At 75.0% G+C, this 24,122-nt stretch carries 13 protein-coding genes; 9 read left to right on the plus strand and 4 right to left on the minus strand.

Annotation, left to right across the window (positions count from 1 at the left end):
* Window positions 1–306: 306 nt before the first annotated feature.
* The 4 genes from AC4IHM_RS03330 to AC4IHM_RS03345 form a co-directional block, all read right to left on the minus strand.
* Window positions 307–3,144 carry an ATP-binding protein gene (locus AC4IHM_RS03330; RefSeq protein ID WP_490865578.1) on the minus strand — a complete coding sequence of 946 codons (2,838 nt, stop codon included), beginning with the start codon at window positions 3,142–3,144 and terminating at the stop codon, window positions 307–309.
* Between the two features lie 4 nt (window positions 3,145–3,148).
* Window positions 3,149–3,346, minus strand: a complete 198-nt coding sequence (locus AC4IHM_RS03335; protein ID WP_490865579.1) for a LuxR C-terminal-related transcriptional regulator — start codon at window positions 3,344–3,346, stop codon at window positions 3,149–3,151.
* Window positions 3,331–6,528 carry an AAA family ATPase gene (locus AC4IHM_RS03340; protein WP_490865580.1) on the minus strand — a complete coding sequence of 1,066 codons (3,198 nt, stop codon included), beginning with the start codon at window positions 6,526–6,528 and terminating at the stop codon, window positions 3,331–3,333. Before AC4IHM_RS03340 ends, AC4IHM_RS03335 begins: the two co-directional genes overlap by 16 nt.
* A 109-nt stretch (window positions 6,529–6,637) precedes the next feature.
* The gene (locus tag AC4IHM_RS03345) at window positions 6,638–9,526 is read right to left on the minus strand and encodes an ATP-binding protein (RefSeq protein ID WP_490865581.1); all 2,889 of its coding nucleotides are present in this window, start codon (window positions 9,524–9,526) and stop codon (window positions 6,638–6,640) included.
* A 342-nt stretch (window positions 9,527–9,868) separates the two neighbouring features.
* On the opposite strand from AC4IHM_RS03345, the gene AC4IHM_RS03350 reads away from it, so the two are divergent.
* The 9 genes from AC4IHM_RS03350 (at window position 9,869) to AC4IHM_RS03390 (ending at window position 24,059) form a co-directional block, all read left to right on the plus strand.
* Window positions 9,869–11,245: a glycosyltransferase gene (locus AC4IHM_RS03350; RefSeq protein WP_490865582.1), complete on the plus strand. Its 1,377-nt coding sequence runs from the start codon at window positions 9,869–9,871 to the stop codon at window positions 11,243–11,245.
* A gap of 80 nt (window positions 11,246–11,325) precedes the next feature.
* Window positions 11,326–12,384, plus strand: a complete 1,059-nt coding sequence (locus AC4IHM_RS03355) for a DegT/DnrJ/EryC1/StrS family aminotransferase (protein ID WP_490865583.1) — start codon at window positions 11,326–11,328, stop codon at window positions 12,382–12,384.
* Window positions 12,385–12,459: 75 nt separating this feature from the next.
* A complete protein-coding gene (locus AC4IHM_RS03360; RefSeq protein WP_490865584.1) occupies window positions 12,460–13,641 on the plus strand; it encodes a cytochrome P450 in 1,182 nt (393 codons plus the stop codon).
* A 79-nt stretch (window positions 13,642–13,720) separates the two neighbouring features.
* Window positions 13,721–13,915, plus strand: a complete 195-nt coding sequence (locus tag AC4IHM_RS03365) for a ferredoxin (protein WP_490865585.1) — start codon at window positions 13,721–13,723, stop codon at window positions 13,913–13,915.
* 251 nt (window positions 13,916–14,166) lie between these two features.
* Window positions 14,167–14,937, plus strand: a complete 771-nt coding sequence (locus tag AC4IHM_RS03370) for a thioesterase II family protein (protein ID WP_490865586.1) — start codon at window positions 14,167–14,169, stop codon at window positions 14,935–14,937.
* A gap of 183 nt (window positions 14,938–15,120) precedes the next feature.
* On the plus strand, window positions 15,121–17,316 hold the full coding sequence (gene pabB, locus AC4IHM_RS03375) for an aminodeoxychorismate synthase component I (protein ID WP_490865587.1): 2,196 nt from the start codon (window positions 15,121–15,123) through the stop codon (window positions 17,314–17,316).
* A 163-nt stretch (window positions 17,317–17,479) separates the two neighbouring features.
* Window positions 17,480–22,846, plus strand: coding sequence for a type I polyketide synthase (locus tag AC4IHM_RS03380; protein WP_490865588.1), 5,367 nt, complete (start codon window positions 17,480–17,482; stop codon window positions 22,844–22,846).
* Window positions 22,843–23,019 carry a hypothetical protein gene (locus AC4IHM_RS03385; RefSeq protein WP_490865589.1) on the plus strand — a complete coding sequence of 59 codons (177 nt, stop codon included), beginning with the start codon at window positions 22,843–22,845 and terminating at the stop codon, window positions 23,017–23,019. The genes AC4IHM_RS03380 and AC4IHM_RS03385 overlap by 4 nt, the downstream gene beginning before the upstream one ends.
* Window positions 23,019–24,059, plus strand: a complete 1,041-nt coding sequence (locus AC4IHM_RS03390) for an ATP-binding cassette domain-containing protein (RefSeq protein ID WP_490865590.1) — start codon at window positions 23,019–23,021, stop codon at window positions 24,057–24,059. Before AC4IHM_RS03385 ends, AC4IHM_RS03390 begins: the two co-directional genes overlap by 1 nt.
* Window positions 24,060–24,122 lie beyond the last annotated feature (63 nt).

Here is a 24,122-nt window from a genome sequence, read left to right on the forward strand (position 1 = left end):
CGTACCGAAAGGGTTCGGTAGGGAGGGGTTCGGTCCTTCGAACCGCACCCCGCGCCCCGTCACCCCGGAAGAAACCCTCCTGGTCTCGGCGAAACCACCCATCGGCCCCTGTGGGAAAACGCTTGCGGTCGGCGAGAGCGGCGGGCCCCGAGGGAAAGAGCGGAAGAGGTCCGGGCATTCACGCTCCGGCGGGCACCGCACAGCGGTCGGCAGACGGGCCGTCACACATGGCGGAAGGACAAACAAAAACACCCGGGCAGCTCACCGAATATGCGTCGGACAACGCCCGGGTGTCGTGTTCGGGTACTACCGGGGGGACTTTCCGATTTCGGTGTCGGAGAGCATCAGTACGAGTTCCCGCCGACCGCCGATGGCCAGCTTCCGGTACATATGGGTGAGGTGTTTCTCCACGGCCCGGGAACTCACGCCGAGTTCGTCCGCGATCTCCTGATTGGTCAGTCCCCGGCACGCCAGTGCGGCCACCCTGCGTTCGCCCGAGGTGAGTACGTCCTCCGGCCGTCCCCCGGGCACGCCACGGCCCCGGGTGCCGCCCACGGCCCGTTCGGCGAGCAGCGGCGCCCCGCACGCGGTCGCCAGCGTCGCGGCCTCACGTCCCAGCGCGTCCGACTCCGGCCCGTCGCCCAGCCGTTCGGCGAGCGACAGCAGTGCGCGGGCCAGCTCCAGCTGGTTGGCCGAGCGCCGCAGCACGGCGACCGACTCGCGCAGCAGGGCGATGCCCCGGCCCCCGTCCTCCAGCCGGCCGAGCAGTCTCAGGGCCCGGCCGACCCCGACCGGCGCGCCCCACTGCTCGGCCCAGGTCAGCTCCTCCTCGGCGAGGGCGCGGGCGCTGCGGGTGTCGCCGAGGCGGCGGTGGACGCCGACCGCCCAGGAACGCCACGGGAAGAGCACCGGGTTGTGCCAGCCCGCCGCCTCCAGTTGGCGGCCGCAGGACCGCAGGGAGTCCAGGGCGGCGGTGTGGTCGCCCGCGGCTATCTCCCGGGTCGCCTCGAGCAGCCGGAGGATTCCGGTGAGGGTGAGCCCCTGCGGGCGGATCCGGCCGGCCCGGCGCAGCACGCGCTCGGCCAGCACGGGATCGCGTGACTCCAGGGCGACGATGGCGTGGGTCATCGCCGCCACGGTGCCCAGGGTGTGGTGGTCGGACTCGGTCATGCCCAGTGCCGTCTCGGAGCGTTCACGGGCCTGTGCCAGGCGACCGCGGCCCAGGTGGACCAGGGCCTGTTCGATGTGGGCCAGGGCGCCGACGGGCTCGGTGCGCGCCGTGTTGGCCCGGTGCTCCACGGCGAGCCAGGAGTCCACGGCCTCCACCGAGTCGGCGGCGATCATCGTGATGATCACCAGGGGCAGCGTGGAGTGCACCCGGGCGGAGGTGGCGGGTTCACGGTCGAGGACCTGCCCGGCGATCCTGACGACCTCGGCCGCGGGCTTCCGGCAGGCGAGGGTGACCGCGCTCAGCAGCGCGATGGTCAGTTCCCGCTCCGCCGCGGTGTCCAGCGGGGGTTTCGGGCCGAGTTCCTCAAGCCGGTCGGCGGCGGCGGCCAGCACCAGCGGATCCTCGTGGCCGCAGTGGCACAGCCGCGCCTCCAGGCACAGCGCGAGGTCCCGGTCGGCGCCGGCCAGCAGCGGGGCGGGGCCGAGTTCGTCGACGGCCTGGCGCAGCAGGTCCACGACTGTCGGCAGGACGGGACCGAGCGGTGTGGGTGAGATCCGCAGCGCGGCGACGGCCCGGTCCCGGGGTTCGGGCAGCAGGGTCATGGCCTGGGCGATGTGGCGTTCACAGGCGAGCGGGTCGAATCCCCGTTCCGCGGTGGCGAGTTCGACGAGCAGCCGGGCCCGGTCGACGCCGTCGGCCGGACTGCCGAGCAGCGCGCGCCGCAGGTAGCGTGCCGCGGCGTCGGGGGCCCCGCGGCGCAGTGCCGTGTCGGCGGCGGCCCGCAGGACGTCGGCGGCCCAGGGCTGGTGCCGGGTGACCACGGCCATCAGCTGGGCGGCGACCTGTTCCGCGGGCGCGCCCGCCGCGGACAGCAGGGCGGCGGCCTCCTCGTGCATCCGCTCGCGCCGCGCCATGGTGAGGCTGGACTCCGCGGCGTCGTTGACGGCGCGGTGCACGAAGCGTGGCTCGTCCGCGCCGGTGAGCATGCCGAGCGCGCCGAGGGCGCGCAGGGCGCCGGTGTAGCCGATGGAGTCGAGTCCGGCCAGCCGGGCCAGGGTCCGGGCGTCGCCCTGTTCGCCGAGGACGGCGATGGCGGCGGCCAGGTCGCGGACCGGCTCGGGCTGGGTGCGCAGGATGCCGGCGACCCGTTCGCGCAATTGCGGCGGGCACAACTGGCGTGCGATGTCGGAGTGTTCGGCGAACGGGCGGTGGTCGAGGATGCCGGTGCCGACGAGTGTCGACATCAGGAACAGCGGGTTGCCGCCGGAGACTTCGTGGCAGGCGGTGACGAACTCCTCGTCGCCGGGCTCGCCGAAGTGTTCCCGCACCAGGGTGTGGGCGGCGGACCGGCTCAGGGAGGCGGGCCGCAGGGTCTGGGTGGCGGCCTCCCTGATCTCGCGGATCAGGGTGTGCTGGGTGCGCGGGTCGCCGTCGCGCAGGGCGCAGACGATGACGGCCCGCAGGCCGTGCAGCCGCTTGGCCAGATAGGTGAGCCAGCGCAGGGAGGGTACGTCGGCCCACTGGAGGTCGTCGACGAGGATGAGCAGTCGGTTCTCCGTGCTCACGTTGGCGATCAGTGAGAACAGCCCGTACAGGACGGCCTCGGTGGCGGCGATGGCCTGGTCGGCGCCGGGCGAGACCGCGTCGTCGGCCAGCACGCTGCGGGCGAGGGAGGCGTGCGCGTCCATCCAGCGGCTCCGCGTGTCCGCGGGCGCGTCGCTCAGCAGCGTCTCGAAGAGCTGCCGTACGACCCCGAAGGCGAAGTCCTGCTCCATGGGGGCCGCGTTGGCGCGCAGCACGCGGATGTCGTCGTGTTCTTCGGCGTCGTCGGCGAGTGCGGACAGGCGTTGCAGCAGGGCCGAGCGGCCGATGCCGAACGGACCGGTGAGCAGGATCAGTGAGGACCGTCCGTCCGTCGCGGCGCCGAGCGCGGCGTCGACCAGAGCGATCTCGGTGTTGCGCTCCAGCAGCATGCGGTCAGCTGCCCTCCGTTTCTTGGGCCAGTGCGCGCAGTTCTTCCCGCCCCTGGATGTGGAGTTTGCGGTAGGCGCTGCTCAGACGCAGTTCGACGGTGCGGGTCGTCACCGAGAGGAGTTCGGCGATCTCCCGGTTGCCGAGGCCGCGGGCGGCGAGGTTCGCCGCCGCGCGTTCGGCCTCGTTCAGGGCCTGCCACACGCCCCGGGCCGGGGGGTTCGGACCGGGCTCGCGGTGCCCGGGTGGCTTGGCGCGGGGCGGGATCGGCTGCCCGGGGAGGTCGGCGAGCGGGGCCGGCGGGAGGTCGCCGTGGACGACCGTCCCCCGGAGACGAGGGTGACGACGGACCTGCGTTCGACCTCTTCCCGTTCGGCGGAGGCCAGTTCGAGCACGGCGCGGGTGTAGACGGTGCGGGCGGCGGCCTCGCTGAGGGTGGCGACGGCGGCGCGGAGGTGGTCGATGCGGTTCTCCGGTACGACCATGGCGAGGCCGAGTTCGGCGCGGCCCAGGGCGCTGACGGCGCCCCAGCGGTGGGCCAGGGCGAGTTCCTCGCGGGCCAGTCGCCGGGCCTCCTCGGCATCTCCGAGAGCGTGCGCGGACTCGGCGGCGAGGGAACGCCAGGGCAGTTCGGAGGGGTTGACGCAGCCGAAGCGCAGCAGCCAGCGTCCGGCGGCCCGGAAGTACTCCCGGGCCCGGTACGGGTCGTCCTCGACGCGGGCCAGGACTCCCTGGGCGAACAGCAGGTGGGCGGTGCTGGCGCACTCCTGGGCGAGGCGCGGCAGGGGGCGGGCGGCGGACTGCCGGGCCCGCGCGACCCGGCCGTTCTGCAGGTCGGTGACGATGCTGAGCGAGGTCCAGTAGGGCAGGAAGAGCGGGTGCCGGCAGGCGTGGGGCAGTTCCGCCTCGGCGGCGGCCAGGTCGCGGGCGGCGGCGTCGGGGCGGCCGCGCCGCAGGTTCAGGTCGGCGCGGACGGCGAGGACGTGGGCTGCGGCGATGGCGGAGCGCTCGCGGTGGGCCTCGGTGAGCATCGCCGCGAGGTACGTCTCGGCCTCGTCCGCGTCGTCGGTGACCAGCAGGGTGCGGCAGGCGAGCAGCCGGGGCGCGACGAGCGGGGGCCTGCCGTCGGGGTCGGGGGCGAGGCCGGACCGGGCGAACCGGCGGGCCTCGTCGATACGGGCGCCGGCGGCGGCGTACTCCCATCCGCGCAGGGCGGCGACCACGGGGCTGCGGGAGTGCTCTGGCAGGGCGGGCACAGGAAGTACGTCGAGTTCGGTCCCGTCGTGCCGCAGAAGATCGGCGATCCGCAACAACACGGTCAGCTCATGCCCCTCGGCAACACCGGCCCCCACACCACTCCCGGGTCCGCCGACCCCGCTCCCGGGTTCACCCGCCCGGATCCGGGGGTCACCCCGCCCGGCACCGAGAACGCCAGGACCGTCCCCGGGGTCGCCCGATCCGCCCCTGGACACACCCGAACCCTCCCCAGACACACCCAACCCGTCCCCGGGATCGCCCGATCCGGCGCCAAAGCCGCCCCGCCCAGCCTCGGACCCGCCCACTCCGGCCGCGGAAGCGGCCGATCCGGCGCCAACACCACCCGTGCCCATCCCGGAATCCCCCAACCCGGCGCCAAAGCCGCCCCGCCCGGCCCTGGGGCCACCCCGTCCAGCCCCGGATTCGCCCCGCCCCCCGGCCCTGGAGTCGCCCCGCTTGGCCCCCGGATCGCCCGGTCCAGCCCCGAAGTCGCCCGGCCCGCCCCCGGGATCACCCGATCCGACCCCCAAACCACCCCACCCAATCCCAGAACCACCCACTCCAGCCCCGGAGTCACCCCGTCCAGCCCCAAAATCGCCCCGCCCCACCCCGGAGCCGTCCCGCCCGGCGTCGGAATCCCCCCGCCCAGCCCTCGGGCCAGACGGCGGCGCGTGCGGTATGGGTGGGGTGGTGGCGGGTGGCTCCAAGGGTGTCGGTGGTTCGCCGTGGGCGGGATCGCAGGGGGTGAGGCGGACGGATCGGGTGAAGCCGCCGAGGAGGCACAGGTCGATGGCGCGGGTGCGCAGGCCGCCGGAGGACCTGATGAGGCCGTACAGCCGGCGCTCGGCGGCCGCGGGCACCGTGACCATCTCCACCGCGGCCAGTTGGAATTCGACGCGGGCCCGCTCCTCGGGGCCCAGGGGCTCGTCGAGGGCGCGTACGAGGAAGGCGATGGCACGTTCCCGGTCGCCGGTGCGAAACGCCTCGGTGAAGCTGCGGCACAGCGTCGCGACGACCCAGGCCTCGCCGACCGGGCGGGCCCGCAGCAGCAGATCCGCGATGCCCTGGTCGTCGGCCGCGACCAGTTGGGCCAGCCGGGCGGCGCGGGTGTACAGGTCGGCCCGTTCGGCGGCGGGCATCTCCTCCAGGACGCGGGCCGCGACCACGCTGTCGCGAATGGTGGGCCGGCCGTCGCGCAGGACGGTGAGGCCGGTGGCCCGGAGGTCGGCGCGCAGCCGCGCCTCGGGCACCGTGTGGGGGCCGACGAGCCCGCAGACCAGGGGGAATTCCAGCAGGTCCCCGCAGACGGCGAGGGCCCGCAGGGCGTCCACGGTCGCCGGGTGGCGCAGCTCGCTCAGTGCCTTGGCCGCGTGGTCGCCGACGACCTCGTCGGTGAGCGCGCGCAGCCGGTCGATCCGGTCGGCGCGGGGTTCGTGCCCGGCGCGGGTGAACCGTTCCAGCACGTCCTGGATCAGGCTCGGGACGCCTCGGGTGGCCTCGGCGAGGACCTCGGTGAACGCGGGGTCGCCCGGGGTGCCACAGACCGCGCGCACCGCCTCGGCGGCGCCGCTCACGGTGAGCGGCGGCAGCGCCAGCTCGACGGCTCCGACGACCCCGGACAGGGGGGTGCCGACGCTCCAGTCGGGCCGGGTGATCATGGTGCCGGTGCCGCCGGTGAGCAGGGCGAGCGGTATCTGGGGCAGTCGCCGGACGAGGGCCTCCAGCCAGCGCAGGGAGGCGGTGTCGAGCCACTGGACGTCGTGCACCACGAGCAGGGTGGGCCGGTCGCGGGCGGCGCCGACCAGCCCGCTCAAGCCGGGCAGGCCGCCGAACTCGCCCTGCCCGAGGAAGAGGCGCGGGGCGAGGTCCCGGTCCTCGGCGGCGAGGAGCTGGGCGACGACGCCGTAGCGCAGCTCGTGCTCGGCGGGGGTGGCGCGCGCCGTGAGGACCCGCAGTCCCGCCTCCGTGGCCCGAGCCGTGGCCCAGTGCAGGAGGGCGCTCTGTCCGAGGCCCGGTTCTCCCGTGACCGTGACGACGGAAGGGCGCGCGGACCGCAGCTCACCGATCATGGCCGAGAGCACAGCCTGTTCACGGTCGCGCTCCAGGAGCGGAAACTCGGGAGACGACATGGGGCGATCCTATATTTACGCCGTTGCGCGGGTGACGCATGTAACCGGATGTTCCCTTCGTCGGCTTTTGGGTTTCGCCTCGCCGGCCCGGCGTCGGCCGTCCGCGTCGTCAGCCGCCCGCGCGGGGCGGCACCGGGGGCGGCGGCCCGCCCGCGCGCAGCGCCTCCGTCAACTCGGCGCGCCGGGCGACCCCGAGCTTGCGGTAGACGCTGGTCAGGTGCAGTTCGATGGTGCGGACGGTCACGAACAGGGACTCGGCGACCTCGCGGTTGCCGGCCCCGCAGGCGACCAGCCCGGCGACGGTGCGCTCAGTGCCCGTCAGCATGTCCAGCGGGGACACGGTGATCTCCCGCATCCGCCCGCCGGCCGCGACCAGGTCCTGCCGGGCCTGCCGGGCAAGCGCCACGCAGCCGCAGCGCCGGGCGAGTTCGACGGCGGCGCGCAGATGCTCCCTGGCCTCCCGCACGGATCCGCCGGCCACAACGGCCCGCCCCAGCAGCAGCCGGGCCCGCGCCCGGTGGGCGCGGGCGGGCGAGTCGTCCAGCAGGGCGACCGCCTCCCGCAACAGGTCCGTCCCCGCGGGTCCCGGTGTCGCGGCGCCGCGTGCCAGGGCCACGTACCCGTGGGCGCGCGGGGTGCCCCAGCGCCCGGCCTGCCGCGCACCGTGCTCGGCGGCCTCGCGGGCCTCGTCGGTGCGGCCGAGTTCACCGAGCAGGCAGGCGCTCTCCAGCCACCAGGGGGCGAAGACGGGGTTGCGGAGCCCGGCCTCGGCGACTGAGTCGCCGCAGTCCCGGTAGATCTCCAGGGCGCCGCCGGTGTCGCCGCGGGCCGCCGCGACCCGGGCCCGCGCCATCAGGAACCAGTGGTACTCCCAGACGAAGCGGTCCGGACGCGGGCGTTCGACCGCGGCGAGCGCCTCCTGCGCCCGCGCCACCTCACCGCGTTCGACGAGGGCCGACGCGTAGGCGGTGTGGGCCATCGTGGTGTTGTCCGCCCCGCCTTCCTGGCCGAGGATCTCCAGCGCCGTCTGCGCGTCCGCGAAGGCGTCCGCGATCTCGCCGTTCTCCAGACGGAACAGCGATCTGCTGGACAGGGCGAGGACGTACGTCCACACCGCGGCGGTCTCGCCGCTGCCGCGCAGTACCGTCTCCAGGGCCTGCTGCGCGGCATCGTTGTCATCGGCCATCGACAGGGCGAGCGAGGCGGGCAGCAGCGACCACTCGCCCAGCGGGACTCCGGGGGCGCGCAGGGCGCGGTGGGCGTGCCGCACGGTGTCGGCGGCGGATCCGCCGCTGACCGCCGTGAGCACGCTCAGCATGGCGAGTTGCTGCCGCTGGGCGGGGGTGTCGCCGGGTGGCGGGGTGAGCCGGGCCGCCCGTTCGAGGGCCTGGGGCATGGTGGACTTCTCGTCGGCGCCGACGATCAGCAGGGCCGACTCGGCGAGGGTGCGCAGCTCGCGGTCGGCGGGCTCGGGGTCGGTCCCGAGCGCGGCGTCGAGGTCGCGCAGCGCCGCGGTCAGCACCCCGGTGCCCTCGGGCGCCCGCTGCACGCGCAGGCAGTTCAGGGCGAGTTGGACGGCCGTGGCGGCACGCTCCCGGACGTCGGTGGTGAGGGTGTACGCCCTGTGCAGCAGCTCGGTCGAGCGCTGCGGGTCGGCCGTCGTGAGGGCCTTGCCGAGCCGGATGAGCACGGAGGGGTCGTCGGGCTCGGCCTCCTGGACGCGTTCCAGGTAGCGGGCGGCGGCCTCGGGGGCCCTGCGCTGCTCGGCCTGGGCGGCGGCGGACCGCAGGACGGAGGTGGTCCAGGCGTCCGCGGGGCCGGGCACCAGCAGCAGGTGCGCGGCGATCTCCTCGGGGGGCCGCCCCACGTCGCTGAGCAGCCGGGCGGCCCGGATCCGCAGGTCGGCCACGCCGTCCGGGCCGAGCGTGTCGAGGACCGCGGCGCGGACCAGGTCGTGGACGGGTTCGCGGCGGCCGGTCTGGACGAGCCCGGCCTCGCGCAGCGTCTCCAGGGCCTTCTCGACGTGCAGGACGGACAGTCCGGCGAGGGCGGCGAGGTAGGCGGTGTCCTCGTCGCCGAGGACGGCCACGGCCTGGAGCACCTCCCCGACCCAGTCGGGCCGGCCGGCCAGCGCCCGCTGCACCGAGGCGGCGACGATCCGGCCCCCGGCCTCCTCGATCAGGCGGGTTCCCGCCTCGTTCGGGCCGGCCCCGGCGGCGCGCAGGTCGCGCAGCAGCCGTACGACTTCCAGCGGGCTTCCTCCGGTGACGGAGACCAGGCGGGCCACGAAGGACGGCAGGGGGTGCTGTCCCGGCAGGACCCGGCCGACCAGTTCGGTGACCTCGGCGGTGTCCAGCGGGCCGAGGCTCAGCAGTACCGGCAGATGGTGGGCGGCCAGGTCGGCGAGCGCGTCGCCCGCGGCCGGTCCGGTTCCGGTGCGGTGGGCGGCCACCACCAGCAGCGGCAGTCCGTCGGCCCGGCGCAGCAGGAAGTCCAGCCAGCGCAGGGACCGTTCGTCGCACCAGTGGGCGTCGTCGAGGACCAGCACGAGGGGGCCCCGCACCATGAGGTTGACGGCGAGCCAGTACAGGCCCTGGAGGACCGAGAAGGTGCCGTCGGGGGTGTCGTCCAGCTCGCCCGGGTCGGCGGCGAGGGCGGGCAGCGCACGCCGGGCACCGCCCTCCAGGAAGCGCGAGGCACGGCCCTTGCGGTGGGTGAGGCCGAGCCGGGCGCACAGGGCGCGCACCCCGCTGTAGCCGGTGCGGGCGTCGACGGCGCGGCACGCCCCGTGCAGCACGGTCATGCCCTCGAAGGGCCCGCCGTCGGCACAGGCCGCGCGGAGCAGGGCGGTCTTGCCGGCGCCGGAGGGGCCGCCGAGGAGCACCAGTCCGGCCCGGCCCGCGCGCGCCTCGGCGGCGTGCCGGGCCAGGACGCCCAGGTGGTGGGCCCGCCCGACCAGGGGCAGTGCGGAGGTCGTGGCGCGGGCCCGGTCGGTCACTTGCTCTCCCTCGCTTCGTACGGGGCCGGCGGCCCGGCGGCTCGCGGGGCACGCGTGGTGTGCGCGCCGATCACCGGCGCGTCCGCACGTCTGCCCCGCGGGTTCCACATCTACGCACACCGCCGGGGCTTTGCCGAGGGAACCGGCGGATGTCTAAGGAATTCCCCGGTCGCCGCCGTGAGATCAAGTGGTGGTGCGGTCGGCACCACCCGTGTCCGGCGCGGCCGGCGATCCGTGCCCGGCCCGGCCGAACAGGCCGCACACGGCACGAACTCCGCGTCCGGCCGCACCCCTGCGGCGGACCGCGGCGACCAACGGCAGTCACTTCGTGAAAGGGCCCCCATGGACTCCGCCGCCCGGCCGATCCTCTTCGTCAGCCTCCCCGAGAGTGGTCTGCTCAACCCCCTGCTGGTCCTCGCCGGCGAGCTGGCCCGCCGCGGCGTGCCCGGCCTGTGGTTCGCCACCGACGAGCACCGGCGGGCGGACGTGGAGGCGCTGGGCGCGGCGTCGCCGGTGTCGTTCGCCTCGCTGGGCGAGGTGGTCTCCGAGCTGTCCGCCGTGACCTGGGGCGACGACGTGTACCGGGAGGTCACCCAGTCGTCCCGGTTCAGGGCGCACCGCGCGGTGGTGCGGCAGTCGTACAAACCGGCCCTCCAGGCGCGCAAGTTCCGGGAGCTGGAGAAGGTCGTCGACGAGGTGCGGCCGGCGCTGATGGTGGTGGACTGCGTGGCCGGGTTCGCCGTGGACCTGGCACTGGCGCGGGGCATCCCGTACGTGCTCAATGTGCCGTTCGTGCCGAGCAATGTGCTCACCTCCCACAACCCCTTCGGCCGCTCGTACACCCCGAAGGACTTCCCGGTGCCCAACTCGGGCCTGCCCAGGGCGATGACCGGGCGGCAGAAGCTGGAGAACACGCTGTTCAAGTGGCGGACGCTCGCCATGTTCCTGGGCCCGGGGATGGGCCGGGCGCTGCGGGAGGACGCGGCGATCCGCAAGGAGCTGGGCATCGCGCCGCCCAACGCGCTGACCCGGGTCGACGAGGCCGCCGCCGTGGTGTGCTCCTCGATCGCCGAGCTGGACTACCCCTTCGACGTGCCGGAGAAGCTGACCCTGGTGGGGGCGGTGCTGCCGCCGCTGCCGGAGGCACCCGGGGACACCTCGGTGTCCGGGTGGCTCGACGGGCAGTCCTCGGTGGTCTACATGGGCTTCGGCACCATCACCCGGCTCACCCGCGAGGAGGTCGCGGCCCTGGTGGAGGTGGCCCGGCGGATGTCGGACACCCACCAGTTCCTGTGGAAGCTGCCGGCGGAGCAGCAGCATCTGCTGCCGCCCGCCGAGTCGCTGCCCGGCAATCTGCGGGTGGAGAGCTGGGTGCCCTCCCAACTGGACGTGCTGGCCCACCCGAAGGTGTCGGCGTTCTTCTCGCACGGCGGCGGCAACGCCTATCACGAGGGCGTCTACTTCGGAAAGCCGCAGGTCGTCAGGCCGTTGTGGGTGGACTGCTTCGACCAGGCGGTCCGCGGCCGGGACTTCGGCATCAGTCTGACCCTCGACCGGCCGCACACCGTCGACCCGGACGACGTGGTCGACAAACTGACCCGGGTCACCTCCGACCCGTCCTTCCGCGAGCGGGCCGAGCGGCTGGGCGACCTCCAGCGGGCGGCCGGGGGCCGCAAGGCCGCCGCCGACCTCGTACTCGGTCTGCTGCCGGCGGTGTGAACTCCGGCCCGCAGCCCCCCGGCACCTTCCCGCCTTTCCCGCCTTTCCCGCCACAGCCAAGCGACAGCAGCGAGGACCCCATGGCCTTCACCCACCCCGTCTCCCGGCCCTGTCTGGAGGGGCGGGAACTGGAGTACGTCACGGACGCCGTGTCCGGTGGCTGGATCTCCTCCCAGGGACCGTACGTCCGCCGGTTCGAGGAGGCGTTCGCCCGGTGGAACGGCGTGGAGCACGCCGTCGCCTGCTCCTCGGGCACCGCCGCCCTCACCCTAGCCCTGCGTGCGCTGGGCATCGGTCCGGGCGACGAGGTGATCGTGCCCGAGTTCACGATGGTGGCGTCCGCGTGGGCGGTCACCTACACCGGGGCCACCCCGGTCTTCGTGGACTGCGGCGACGACCTGAACATCAACGTCGGCCTGATCGAGGAGAAGATCACCCCGCGCACCAGGGCGATCATGCCGGTGCACATCTACGGGCGGCGCTGCGACATGGACGCGGTGATGGACCTCGCCCTCCAGTACAACCTCCGGGTGGTGGAGGACTCGGCGGAGGCGCACGGGGTGCGTCCGGTCGGGGACATCGCCTGCTTCTCGCTCTTCGCCAACAAGATCATCACGGCCGGTGAGGGCGGCGTCTGCCTCACCCGGGACCCCCGGCTCGCCGAGCAGCTGGCCCATCTGCGGGCCATGGCGTTCACCCGCGACCACAGCTTCCTGCACAAGAAGCTCGCCTACAACTACCGCATGACGGCCATGCAGGCCGCGGTGGCGCTGGCCCAGGTGGAGCGGCTGGACGACATCCTGACCGCGCGCCGGGAGATCGAGGCCCGTTACGACGCCGCGCTCAAGGACCTCCCCGGGATCACCCTGATGCCGCCGCGGGACGTGCTGTGGATGTACGACATCAGGGCGCGGCGGCGCGAGGAGCTGCGGGACCATCTGGCGGCGCGCGGGATCGAGACCCGGCTGTTCTTCAAGCCGATGAGCCGGCAGCCGGGCTATCTGGACCCGGTGTGGCCGACGCTCAGGGCCCACCGGTTCAGCGAGGACGGACTGTACCTGCCCACCCACACCGGTCTGACGCCCGCCGAACAGGACCACATCACCGACGCCGTGCGGGAGTTCTGCACCGCGTCGTGACCGGCGGGGCCCCCGTCCGGGCCCGGCGCGCCGACCGCAGGCAGACAACCGCAGGCAGAGAAATGAGGAGCGGACATGACGACCAGCACCGGCCCCACGGTGGTCGACTTCCCGCGGCGCACGCCCGAGGAGCCGCTGCCGCTGTCCCAGTACGCCCGGCACCGCGAACAGAACGGCCTGGTGCAGACGTACCTGCCGAACGGGCGGCCGGTCTGGCTGGTCACCCGGCACGAGGACGTGCGCACGGTGCTCACCCACCCGGGGATCAGCGCCAATCCCGACAACGAGGGCTTCCCCAACGTCGGCGAGACCATGGGCGTGCCCAAGCAGGACCAGATACCGGGCTGGTTCGTCGGCCTGGACTCCCCCGAGCACGACCGGTTCCGCAAGGTTCTCATCCCCGAGTTCACGGTGCGCCGGATCCGGGAGCTGCGCCCGGCGATCGAACGGACCGTGGACGAGCGGATCGACGCCATGCTGGCCCGAGGCAACACCGCCGACCTCATCGACGACTTCGCGCTGCCGGTGCCGTCCCTGGTCATCTCCTCCCTGCTCGGGGTGCCCTCCGCGGACCGCGACTTCTTCGAGTCCCGCACCCGCACCCTGGTCGCCATCCGCTCCTCCACCGACGAGGACCGCGCCGAGGCCACCCGGCAACTCCTGCGGTACATCAACCGGCTCGTCGTCGTGAAGAAGAAGTGGCGCGGCGAGGACCTGATCAGCAGGCTCCTGTCGACGGGGGAGCTGAGCGACGAGGAACTGTCGGGCGTGCTGCTGCTCCTGCTGATCGCGGGGCACGAGACGACCGCGAACAACATCGGCCTCGGCGTGGTGACCCTGCTCTCGCACCGCGAGTGGATCGGCAACGCCCGGCTGGTGGAGGAGCTGCTGCGGCTGCACTCGGTGGCCGACATGGTGGCGCTGCGGGTCGCCGTGGACGACGTGGAGATCGCCGGGCAGACCATCCGCAAGGGCGAGGGCATCGTGCCGCTGCTGGCCGCCGCCAACCACGACGCCCAGGCGTTCTCCTGCCCGCACGCCTTCGACCCGGACCGCTCCGAGCGGCGGCACATGGCCTTCGGGTACGGCATCCACCAGTGCCTGGGGCAGAACCTGGTCCGGGTCGAGATGGAGGTCGCCTACAGCAGACTGTTCGAACGCATCCCGACGCTGGAGCTGGCCGTTCCCGAGGACCGGCTCGCCTTCAAGTACGAGGGGATCCTGTTCGGACTCCATGAGCTGCCGGTGCGCTGGTAGCCACCGGCACGGGGTGCCGCCGGACGGTCCCGGCGGCACCCCTCACCCGCCCGCGGTCCCACCCCATCGAGGAGCCATCATGCGAGTCACCGTCGACACCGGGCAGTGCGTCGGAGCGGGCCAGTGCGTGCTGAACGCGCCGGACGTGTTCGACCAGGAGGAGGACGGCGTCGTCGTCCTGCTGCGCGAGGAGCCCGACGCGGGGGACCGGGACGCGGTGCGCGCCGCGGGCGACCTGTGCCCTTCGGGCTCGGTCACCGTCCACGAGGACTGACCGTGCGCGGTGCCGCGCCGCGCACACGAGCGTCCGTGCCGCCCGCCGGGTGTCACGGACCGGGTACGGCGGTGCTCCGGGCCTCCGCGACCGGCCCGGCCCCCGTATCTCGCACCGGGCGGGCCGCGGGGGGCCGTCCGGTGCGGGCCGCACCGGTCCCGCACGGCCCGCGGCGGGCGCCGACCACGCCCGCCGTACGGCCGTATCCGCCGTCTCACCACCCGCCGATCACCACCGAAGGGACACCCACCGTGACCACCGCCGACGAATCCGGGGCTCTCTGGCTGCGGCGCTACCACCCGGCCGACCCCGACGCGGTCCGGCTGGTGTGCTTCCCGCACGCCGGCGGTTCCGCGAGCTTCTACCACCCGGTCTCCGCACGCTTCGCGCCGGGCACCGAGGTGGTGTCGTTGCAGTACCCCGGGCGCCAGGACCGCCGCAAGGAGCCCTGCGTGGGCGACCTCGGCACGCTGGCCGACCTGATCACCGAGCAGTTGCTCGCCCTGGACGAGCGGCCCACCGTCTTCTTCGGGCACAGCATGGGCGCCGCGCTCGCCTTCGAGACGGCCTGGCGGCTGGAGCAGAAGGACGCCGGTCCGCGCACGGTGATCGCCTCCGGGCGGCGGGCGCCCTCCACGACCCGCTCCGAGGAGGTCCATCTGCGGGACGACGACGGCATCGTCGCGGAGATGAAGCGGCTGAACGGCACCGCCGCCGGGGTGCTCGGCGACGAGGAGATCCTGCGCATGGCGCTGCCCGCGCTGCGCGGCGACTACCGGGCCATCGAGACGTACACGTGCCCGGCCGACCGCCGGGTGCGCTGCGGCATCACCGTCCACACCGGTGAGGACGACCCGCTGACCACGGTCGCGGAGGCGGAGCGCTGGGCGGACCACACCACGGGGCCGTTCCGGCTGCGGGTGTTCGGGGGCGGCCACTTCTTCCTCACCCAGCACCTCCAGGCGGTCAACGGCGAGATCGAGGACGCCCTCCGCGCCGCCCGGACCGCACCCGCCGCCTGAGCGTCCGGCCCGGGTGGCGCACCGGCCGCCACCCGGGCAGGCGCTGGATCCCCGGCCGCGGCCCCGCCCTTCGCGGGGCGCCGTGGCCGGCACACCACCGGAGAGCCCGCACAGGCCGGACGCCGACCCCGTCCGTCGCCCCCCACGTCACTTTCCGCTCACGCGCCTTCTGGACAGGACACCATGCGCACACTTCTCGTCGACAACTACGACTCCTTCACCTACAACCTGTTCCACTATCTGTCACGGGTCAACGGCCAAAAGCCGGAGGTGATCCGCAACGACGACCCCGGCTGGCGTCCCGGCCTGCTGGACGCCTTCGACAACGTGGTGCTCTCCCCCGGCCCGGGGACCCCGCACCGGCCCGCCGACTTCGGGCTCTGCGCGCAGATAGCCGCGCAGGCGCCGCTGCCGGTGCTCGGGGTCTGCCTCGGCCACCAGGGCATGGCGCTCGCGCACGGGGCGCGGGTGGGCCGGGCCCCGGAGCCGCGGCACGGCCGCACCTCCGCCGTACGGCACGACGGCACCGGGCTGTTCGAAGGGCTGCCGCTCCCCCTGGAGGTGGTCCGCTACCACTCGCTCGCGGTCACCGACCTGCCGCCGGAGCTGGAGGCCACGGCGTGGTCGCCGGAGGGCGTGGTGATGGCTCTGCGCCACCGCACGCTGCCGCTGTGGGGCGTGCAGTTCCATCCCGAGTCGATCGGCACCCAGGAGGGGCACCGGCTGCTGGAGAACTTCCGCCGGCTCACCGAACGGCACCACGCCGCCCTCCGGTCCAGCGCGGGCGCAACGTCCGCGCAAGCGGTACGGGTTCCGGCGACGGCCGGTGCGGCGGACCGGGCCGGCGCCGTCGTCGGGGGCACCGGCGCCCGGGAGGTGTCCGGAGAGGTGCGGCGGCTGCGGGTGCTGTCCCGGCCGCTGCCCGTCGCCTGGGACCCCGAGGTCGCCTTCGACACCCTCTTCCGCACCGGCGACCATCCCTTCTGGCTGGACAGCAGCCGCCCCGGCGGACGGCTGGGCCGGCTGTCCGTGATGGGCGACGCCTCCGGCCCGCTGGCCCGCGTCGCCAAGGCCGATGTCCAGGCCGGTACCGTCACCGTCACCGACGCCTCGGGCAGCCGTACCGTCGAGAGCCCGTTCCTGGCGTGGCTGGAGGACGACCTGGCCCGGCTGCGCACCGAAGTGCCCGAGCTGCCCTTCGAGTTCGCCCTCGGCTGGGTCGGCTGCCTGGGCTATGAACTCAAGGCGGAGTGCGACGGCGACGCCGCCCACCGCTCCCCCGACCCGGACGCCGTGCTGGTCTTCACCGACCGGGCCCTGGTCGTGGACCACCGCACCGGCACCGGCCATCTGCTCGCCCTCGCCGAGGACGGCGACGAGCGCGCCGCCCTGGACTGGCTCGACCGGGCCGCCGCCGCGCTGGACGCGGTCGCGGGGCGGGAGCCGGCGCCCTGCCCACCGGTGCCCGAGGGCGTCACCCGGCCCGTGGAGCTGCGCCACGACCGCGACGCCTACCTGAAGCTGATCGACGTGTGCCAGCAGGAGATCGCCGCGGGCGAGAGCTACGAGGTGTGCCTGACCAACATGGCCGAGGCCGAGACCGACCTCGACCCGTGGCAGGCCTACCGGTCGCTGCGGCGGGTGAGCGCCGCGCCGTTCGCCGCGTTCCTGGACTTCGGCGAGATGGCGGTGCTCAGCAGCTCGCCCGAGCGGTTCCTGCGGATCGACCGGCACGGACGGATGGAGTCCAAGCCGATCAAGGGCACCCGGCCGCGCGGCGCCACCCCCGAGCAGGACGCGCGGCTCGCGCACTCCCTGGCGACCTGCGAGAAGGACCGGGCCGAGAACCTGATGATCGTCGACCTGGTCCGTCACGACCTGGGCCGCTGCGCCGAGGTCGGGTCGGTCGTCGCCGACCCGGTGTTCCAGGTGGAGACGTACGCGAGCGTGCACCAGCTGGTCAGCACCGTGCGGGCCCGGCTGCGCGCGGACAGCAGCCCGGTCGCCGCGGTGCGGGCCGCGTTCCCGGGCGGGTCGATGACCGGCGCCCCGAAGATCCGCACCATGCAGATCATCGACCGGCTGGAGGGCGGCCCGCGCGGCGTCTACTCGGGCGCCATCGGCTACTTCTCGCTGACCGGCGCGGTGGACCTGTCCATCGTGATCCGCACGGTCGTGCTCAGCGGCGGCCGGCTGCGCTACGGCGTCGGCGGCGCGATCATCGCCCTGTCCGACCCGGCCGCGGAGTTCGAGGAGACGGCGGTCAAGGCGACCCCGCTGCTGCGGCTGTTGGGCACCACCTTCCCGGGCCGTGCTGCGCCCGGCGACCAGGGGGACGCGCGGCCCGGGGACCTGTCGGAGGTGCCGCTGCCGGGCTGACCGGCACCCGCCACGGCTGTCCGGGGCCTCGTCGGCGGCGGGCGCCGGCGGGGCACCGGTCTCCCCCGCTGCGGCGGGTCCGATCTCTAGGGAAAACCCGGCCCGAGCGGCAAGAGCCTGGAGCGGTCCCCGTACGGCGGCGACGCTCGACTTCCCGGGAGTGATGGTGCCCGTCCACGCACACGACTACCTGACCGATCCGCCCGGCGCCACCGGCCGGTCCCTGGACGGGCTCACCCTGCCCGCGGTGTTCGCCGAGGCCGTACGGCGCGGCGGGGACGCCGTCGCCCTGGTCGAAGGGGACCACTCACTGACCTGGCACGAGTGGCGCGCCGAGGTGGACGCGCTGGCCCGCGGCCTCCAGGAGGCCGGCGTGGTCCCGGGCGACGTGGTGGCCCTCCATCTGCCCAACAGCCGCGCCTGTCTGAGCCTGCATCTGGCGGCGGCCACCGTCGGAGCGGTCACGATGCCCGTGCACCAGGGCAACGCCGCCTCCGACGTGAGGGCCCTCCTCGATCGGATCGGGCCGGCCGCCGTCGCGCTGCCCGCCCGCACCCAGGACGGCGAAGGCCCCCTCGGCGAAACGGCGTTGCGTGCGGCCCTGCCCGCACTGCGCGCGGTCCTGGTCACCGGGGACACCGCCGCCGGCACGGAGACCGTGGACGGGCTGCTCCAACGCTGGGCCGGGCGGCGCCCGGAGCCGGTGGACGTGCGGCCCGACTCCCCGTTCGTGCTGCTGCCGTCGTCGGGGACGACCTCCGCACGGCCCAAGGTCTGCCTGCACTCGCACGAGGGGCTGCTCACCAACTCCCGTGCCGCGTCACAGGACTCGGCCGGCGCCTTCGCCGGCACCGTGATCACGGCCTGTCCGCTGACGCACTGCTTCGGGTTGCAGTCGGCGTACTCGGCGCTGTTTAGGGCGGGCCGCCAAGTGCTGTTGTCCGGCTGGGACGTCGACCGGTTCCTGGAGCTGGCCCGGCGGGAGCGTCCGGACGTGGTCGTCGCGGTCCCCGCCCAACTGCACGACGTCGTCGCCCGGGTACGGGAGACGGGCGGCGCCGGGTTCCGTCCCGCGCGCGTGCTCACGGCCGGGGCCGCGCTGCCGCCGGCGCTGGTGCGCGAGGTGCGGGAGGCGCTGCGGACCACGCTGGTGGTGGTGTGGGGCATGTCGGAGGCCGGCAACGGCACGAGCAGCCTCGCCGCGGACCCGCACGAGGCGGTCTCCCGCACGGTGGGCCGCCCGACCCGGGACGCCGAGATGCGCGTCCTGGACGAGGAGGGCCGGCCCTGCCCGACCGGGGTGCCGGGCGAGCTGTACTACCGCAGCCCGAGCATGTTCCGCGGCTACTACGGGGAACCGGAGCTGACCCGGTCGGTGGTGTCCGAGGACGGCTGGCTGCGCACCGGGGACCTGGCGGCGGTCGACGCGGACGGGCGGATCGTCTTCCACGGCCGGTCCGCCGAGCTGATCAACGTGGGCGGCCGCAAGTTCAACGCGGTGGAGATCCAGGCCCTGTTGGCGGATCTGCCGGGTGTCGGACCGCTGGCCGTGGTCGCCAAGCCGGACCCGCGGCTCGGCGAGTTTCCGGTGCTGGTGGTCACCGAGCGGGGCGCCGACGCCCCCGCCGGGAGCGGCGCCGGGCGCGGCACGGTGAGCCTCGCGGAGGCCACCGCGTTCCTGCGCGGGCTGGGCACGGCCGAGTACAAGATCCCGCTGGAGCTTGTGGTGCTGCCCGCGCTGCCCCGTACCCCCGCCGGGAAGATCAACCGGCGTGCCCTGGAGGCCCTGCTCGCCGAGGACGCCGAGCGCCCCGTCGCCGTCCCCGAGGGAACTCCCCGGCCCGGACTCGCGGCCGCCCTGGAACTGGTGGTGGCATCGGTCGCCGAGGTCCTGACGGCGGTCGGCGACCGGGACGGGGCGGGGGCACGGGGAGCGGGCACGCAGGGGGCGGGGGCAGGTGGAGCAGGGACGGGCGGCGGCACGGAGACGGATGGCACCGGGGCGGAAGCCGGTCACGCGGGCGACGCCGAGACCAGCCTCGCCCCGGCGGGTACCCCCGGGACGGGCGGCGTCGTGGAGCCGATCGGACCGGACACCACGTTCCGCGCCCACGGGCTGGACTCCGTGGCCTCCGTGCGGTTGCGCAATCTGCTCGCCGAGGCGACCGGGTTGCCGCTGCCCGCCGGGGTGGCGTTCGACTTCCCCACCCCGTCCGCCCTGGCCCGTGAACTGGCCGGACTGAACCAGCCGTACGAGGAGCCCGGACCGGCATCCGCGGCGGCCGTGGACGGGGAGCCCGTGGCGATCGTGTCGATGGCCTGCCGGCTGCCGGGCGGCGCCGCCTCCCCCGAGGCCCTGTGGGAGCTGCTGCGCGAGGGCGTGGACGCCGTGGGCGCCTTCCCCGAGGACCGCGGCTGGGACCTGGACGCGCTGTTCGGCGACGACCCCGACGCGCCCGGCACCTCCGTGGCCCGCGAGGGCGGCTTCCTGCGGGGCGCCGCCCACTTCGACGCCGGGTTCTTCGGCATGTCCGCGCGGGAGGCCCTGGCCACGGACCCCCAGCAACGGTTGCTCCTGGAGGTCGCCTGGGAGGCCGTGGAGCGCGCCCGCGTCGATCCCGGCAGCCTCGCGGGCAGCCGCACCGGGGTGTTCACCGGCGCGATGTACCACGACTACGCGGCGGGCGCCTGCGACCCGTCCGGCGAGCTGGAGGGCCTGCTGCCGGTGGGCACCGCGGGCGGCGCGCTCTCCGGCCGGATCGCCTACACCCTCGGCCTGAGCGGCCCCGCGCTCACCGTCGACACCGCGTGCTCCTCCTCGCTGGTCGCCCTGCACCTGGCCTGCCGTTCCCTGCGGTCCGGCGAGTCGGACCTGGCGCTCGCGGGCGGGGTCGCCGTGATGTCCACCCCGGCCGCCTTCACGGGTTTCTCCCGGCTGCGGGGCCTGTCCCCCGACGGCCGCTGCAAGTCGTTCGGGGAGGGCGCCGACGGCGCCGCCTGGTCGGAGGGCGCGGGTCTGCTCGTACTGGAGCGGCTGTCCGACGCCCGTCGCCACGGTCACCCCGTCCTCGCGGTGATCCGCGGCTCGGCCGTCAACCAGGACGGCGCCTCCAACGGGCTGACCGCCCCCAACGGCCGCGCGCAGCGCCGGGTCGTGCGGCAGGCCCTCGCCGACGCCGGGATCGCCGCGTCGGAGGTCGACGTGGTGGAGGCGCACGGCACCGGGACCGCGCTCGGCGACCCCATCGAGGCCGAGGCGCTGCTCGACAGCTATGGACGGGACCGGCCGGAGGGCCGGCCGCTGTGGCTCGGCTCGGTGAAGTCGAACCTGGGCCACATCCAGGCCGCCGCCGGGGCCGCCGCCATGATCAAGACGGTGCTTGCGCTGGAGCACGGCCTGCTGCCGCGGACCCTGCACGCGGACACCCCGACCTCCCGGGTCGACTGGTCGGCGGGCACCGTGCGGCTGCTCACCGAGGCGCGGCCCTGGCCCCGTGAGGAGGGCCGCCCGCGCCGCGCCGGGGTCTCGTCGTTCGGCATCAGCGGCACCAACGCCCACCTGGTGCTGGAGGAGGCCCCGGCCGAGGACACCGCCCCGCGCCCCACCGCGGAGTCCGGCGCCCCCGTGCCCTGGCTGGTGTCCGCCCGCGACGACGACGCCCTGCGCGGTCAGGCCCGGCGGCTGGCCGCGCACGCGGCGGCGCATCCCGGGCTCTGCGCCCGCGACCTCGCGTACTCCCTGCTCACCACCCGCGCCCTGCACCCGCGTACGGCGGTGCTGACCGGCGGCGACCGGGACGCGCTGTGCGCGGCGGCCGAGGCGTTCGCCCGCGGGGAGAGCCCAGGCGCCGCCGGGCGCGGCCCGGTCGCGGCCGTCACCGGCCCGGCGTTCGTGTTCACCGGGCAGGGCAGCCAGCACCCGGGGATGGGCCGGGGCCTGGCCGCCGCCTTCCCGGTGTTCGACACCGCGCTGGGGGAGGTGTGCGCGGCCCTCGACCCGCTGCTGGAGCGGTCCCTGACCGAGGTCATGTGGGCCGCGGCCGGCAGCGACACGGCCGCTCTGCTCGACGGCACCGGGTACGCGCAGCCCGCGCTGTTCGCGTTCGAGGTGGCCCTGTACCGGCTGCTGGAGTCCTGGGGTGTCGTCCCCGCCCGTCTGGTGGGGCACTCGGTGGGCGAGATCGCCGCCGCCCATGTGGCGGGCGTGCTGTCGCTCGCCGACGCCTGCTCGCTGGTCGCCGCGCGCGGCCGGCTGATGCAGGCGTTGCCGCCCGGGGGCGCGATGGTCGCGGTCCGCTGCTCCGAGGCGGAGGTACTGCCGCTGCTCGCGGAGCACGCCGGCGCCGTCGAGGTGGCGGCCGTCAACGGGCCGCGCTCGGTGGTCCTCTCGGGTTCCGCGGAGCCGCTGGAGGCGCTCACCGCACGGCTGTCGGCCGCCGGGCACCGGACCCGCCGGCTCGCGGTCAGCCACGCCTTCCACTCGCCGCTGATGGAGCCGATGCTCGCGCAGTTCCGGGCCACGGTCGCCACCCTCGCGTTCGGGGCGCCCGCAATCGAGCTGGTCTCCGCGGTGACCGGCAGGCCCCTGACCGCGGAGCAGGCCGCCGACCCCGACCACTGGGTGCGGCACGCCAGGCACGCCGTGCGGTTCGCCGAGGCGGTCGGCCATCTGGCCGCCGAACAGACCGCCGTCTACGTGGAGTTGGGCCCGCAGGCGGCGCTCACCCCGATGGTCGAGGAGTGCGTGGGCGAGCCGGTGACGGGCACCGCGCCCGCCGTGGAACCGGTACTGCGCGGCGAGGACGACGAGGAGCGGGCGGCGCTCGCGGCGGCCGTACGGCTGCACGCGCGGGGTCTGCCGGTGGACTGGGCGGCGGTGCTGCCGGGGGCACGCGCGGTGCCGCTGCCGACGTACGCGTTCCGGCACGAGAGCTACTGGCTGGCCTCGGTGCCGACGGCGGCCGTGTCCGCCGGGCCCGCCGCCTCGGGCGCCGAACCCGACCGGGACGCGGGGCAGCGGCTCGCCCGGCGGCTGGCCGAACTGTCCGAGGACGAGGCGAAGGCCCTGGTCACCGAGTTGGTGCGGACGGAACTGGCGGCGGTGGCCGGGGCCGCGCTGCCGGCGGACGCCGCCGCCGACCTGTCGTTCACCGAACTCGGCGTCACCTCGGTCACCGCGGTCGAGCTGCGCAACCGGCTGACCGCCGCCACCGGGGTGCGGCTGCCCCCGACCCTGGTCTTCGACCATCCCTCCCCGGCCGCCGTGGCCCGGCTGGTGTGCGACACCCTGCGCGGCCTCGGCCCCGCGCGCCGCGCGGACGCCGCGTCCCTGGTGGACGAGCTGGAGGAGCTGCTGCTCGCCGGGGCCGCCGTCGACGCGGACACCGGAGCCCGGCTGCGCGCCCTGGCAGGCCGCTGGGCCCCGGCCGGCGGCGACGCCGCTTCCGGTGCCGTACCGCTGAACGTGGACGCCGCGTCCGACGAGGACCTGTTCCGTCTCCTGGACGGCGCCGACGGCGGCGCCCGGTGACCGCGGCGGCGGCCGTCGTGCCCGGCGCGGGCATCCGTCCGCGCCGCCCCCGTGCCGTCGTCCGGCGTTCCGGGCGGCACCCGTCGCCCGTCCCGGCCCCCCGCAACGCCCGTACCGCGGGCACCGGACGGGCCGTCCACCCCACGCAGACCCACCAGCGGGAGTACATCTGATGAGCGGGCTCGTCCTGCCCCCACTCGCCGAGCCGGACCCGGTGTCCGGCGCGTCCAGCGGCGACCCGATGATCGAGGCGCACGCCGTCACCAAGGCGTTCGGCCAGGTCCCCGCCCTGGACTCGGTGAGCCTGACCGTGCCGCGCGGCACGGTCCTGGGCCTCCTCGGGCACAACGGCGCCGGGAAGACCACCCTGGTCAACATCCTGACCACGGCGCTGCCACCGACCTCCGGACAGGCCCGGGTCGCCGGGTACGACGTGATGCGCGATCCCGTCGAGATCCGCCGCCGGATCGGGCTGACCGGACAGTTCGCGTCGGTCGACGGGCAGCTCAGCGGTCGCGAGAACATGATGCTGATCGCCCGGCTGCTGGGCGCGGGGCGCCGGTCCGCCCGGCGGCGCGCCGACGAACTGCTGGAGCTGTTCCGGCTGACGGATGTCGCCGACCGGCGGGCGAGCACCTACTCGGGCGGGCTCCGGCGCCGGCTCGACCTGGCGGTGTCGCTGGTCGGCACACCCGAGGTGATCTTCCTGGACGAGCCGACGACCGGGCTCGACCCGTCCAGCCGGCTCAACCTGTGGGAGATCGTCGAGGGGCTGGTCGCACAGGGCACGACCGTGCTGCTGACGACGCAGTACTTGGAGGAGGCCGACCGGCTGGCGGACTCCATCGTGCTGCTCTCCTCGGGCCGGGTGGTGGCCGCGGGGACCGCCGACGAGCTGAAGGCGACCGTCGGCCGCCGCACGGTCACGCTGACCCTGGCCGGCGCCGAGGACCGGGAGCGGGCGGGTGCGGCCCTGCGGACCGCGGGACTCGCCCCGGTGACCGGCGAGACCGCGACGGCGGACGGCCCCGGGCCGGGCGGGCGGGCGTGGACCCTCGTGGTGCCCATCGACGCCACCCGGCAGATCGCCGACGTCATCCGCGCCCTGGACCAGGTGGGGGTCGAGGCCACCGAGCTGACGTTCGGCGAACCCACCCTCGACGACGTGTATCTGACGCTCGCCGAGCAGTCCGCGTCCCGGACCTCCGCGTGAGGGTCCCGGACCGCACCGGGCCGGGAGCCCCGAGCACCGGCCGAACGTCTCTCCTGGAGGAAC

This window comes from Streptomyces sp. SL06 (assembly GCF_058244745.1).